The sequence below is a fragment of the uncultured Fibrobacter sp. genome (assembly GCF_937877005.1).
Taxonomy (GTDB): Bacteria; Fibrobacterota; Fibrobacteria; order Fibrobacterales; family Fibrobacteraceae; genus Fibrobacter.
Genome location: NZ_CALEFV010000007.1, coordinates 1 through 2,008 on the forward strand (window position 1 = coordinate 1; position 2,008 = coordinate 2,008).

2 protein-coding genes and 1 pseudogene are annotated in these 2,008 nt (G+C 55.2%); 2 read left to right on the plus strand and 1 reads right to left on the minus strand.

Annotated features, from left to right (window positions below):
• Positions 1–876 (minus strand): hypothetical protein (locus tag Q0628_RS00380; RefSeq protein WP_298767437.1); only part of this gene is annotated, 876 nt, incomplete at its 3' end.
• Positions 877–993: 117 nt separating this feature from the next.
• Here Q0628_RS00380 and Q0628_RS00385 point away from each other — a divergent pair.
• Positions 994–1,617 (plus strand): hypothetical protein, encoded by a 624-nt coding sequence (locus Q0628_RS00385; RefSeq protein ID WP_298767439.1) that lies wholly within the window; start codon positions 994–996, stop codon positions 1,615–1,617.
• A gap of 49 nt (positions 1,618–1,666) precedes the next feature.
• A pseudogene (locus Q0628_RS00390) lies at positions 1,667–2,008 on the plus strand (hypothetical protein); the annotation flags it as partial.

Here is a 2,008-nt window from a genome sequence, read left to right on the forward strand (position 1 = left end):
GATGTCGGCAGGTGCTTTCTCGATCATCAGACGCAGCTCCGCCTTCGTCTCCTCGGCATTCATGCCGCTGAACTGAATGTTAAAGCCTTCGACGTCGAGGTCGTTATAGCGGATGAATCGGTAACCGATGTAGCCGCCCAGAGCCAAACGACCGAGTTCGATGCGGAGTTCAAGTTCGGAGTTGACTGTAGTTGCGAACGTGCTGTAGAAACGGTCGCGGACGGTTTCCACGTGGTCTTCGTTGCCCTTTTCGAAATGGTCGAAGTGGGAGGCGAAGTGGAAGTTGATGAGGTTGAAACCGAAGCCGATTGCCGGAATCAGGTTGATCGGCGCATTTTCGCCGAAGAGCTTCCATGCGAACATCCAGTCGGCGCCGTAAGCGAACCATTCGACGTCGTAAAGCGGGAAATAATCGTCTGTGACGGCGTATGAACCTTCGGGCAGTGTGGTTGCGGGAATATCTGCGGTATACCAGTCGGCCTTGCGTTCGGACACCTGGGAGGGCATGAAGTTGAAGTCGATCCAGGTCATGAACTGCTTGTACTGGGCACCTACGTTTACGTGGAGTCCCAGGTACCAGTCATCGAACTTGTCGTATTTGAATGCGCCGTACGAAGTCGTTTGGACCGTATCGATATTGCCGGAGCTATCGGGGACGGCGTACTTGACGCGGTGACCGAAGTTCTGGAAGGCAGTGTTGTTCACGTAGCGCTGGAATTCCTTGCGCATGCCGCGGTAGTCGGCGCCAATGGAGATGAACCCACGGACGTGGTCCTTTTCGTAAAACCCTTCTTCTTCTTCGGCGAACGAGCCGGTTGCGAGGGTGAGCAAGCTGAGAGCGACAATGCTCAAAAAAGAGGCTATCTTTGTTTTCATAAAAGATTCCATTGCTAATATCTAGGCTATAAAATACATTATGTTTAGGAAAATTGCATCGGAAATTTTCATAAGATGTTAAAAATCAACGATTTACGTGCTTTTTTAGGAGCTAGGATGTTGAATTTTTGTGGAAAAATGGTCATGGGCGCCGCCTTCGGGCTTTTTATGGCTTTTTCGGCCTTCGGGCTGTCGGGCTGCAAAAGCGAGGCCGGAGGCGACGTGAAAACGGCCGACTGCGGCGAACTTCCGGCGCTGGAATTTAGCGAAAACCTTAAAATGGGCAAGCTTTGCGGCGAGGATTATGCCGAAATCCGCTCGATTGTGGGGCGCGATACCTTGATCAAGCGATTCAAGCTGGGCGCGCCACTCAAGCGCGTGGTGGCGCTTTCGTCGTCGCAGGTGGGCTACATGCTGCGCCTCGGGCTGCGCGACCGCATTGTGGCGGTGGGCGAGGGGCGTTACCTGGTCGATAGCCTGTTGTATGCGCGCGTCGCCGCGGGCGAAGTGGCCGAGGTCGGAAACGGGCCTACGCTTTCGCTCGAAAAGTTGATGGCGACAAAGCCCGACCTGGTGTTCGACTTTGCGACTGGCGGCGGCATGGACGACTACGAGCGCATTCGGGCTTTCGCTGATGCTTACGTCGGAATGGCAGGAACGTACCCCGCTTGCAAAGGCCGAATGGATCAAGCTGTTCGGGCGCCTGTTCGGCGTGGAGGCGCTTGCCGATTCGATTTTTGAACAAAGTAAAAACGCTTATTTACAGGCTGTAGACGGGGGTGTTGCGGGGGTGTCCCCCGCTAGAGGGGGTAGCGAGCAACAGCGTGCGAGCGAGGGGGATTCTTCCCCCACACAACCCTGTCCCCGCGTACTTGTAGGCATGAGCTACGGCGGCGTGTGGTATGCGCCGGGCGGCAAGAGTTTTACCGCACAACTTATCAAAGACGCCGGAGGCTGCTACCTGTGGGCCGCAGACACCAGCCGCGAACTCAAGTTCACACTCGAAGAAATCATGGCTATCGCAGACAGCGTCGACGTGTGGGTGAACCCAGGAATGTTTTCTACACCAGACGAGATCCTTGCCGCAGAGCCCAGGGTGAAGTTCATCAAGGCGTTCCGGGAAAAACACGTG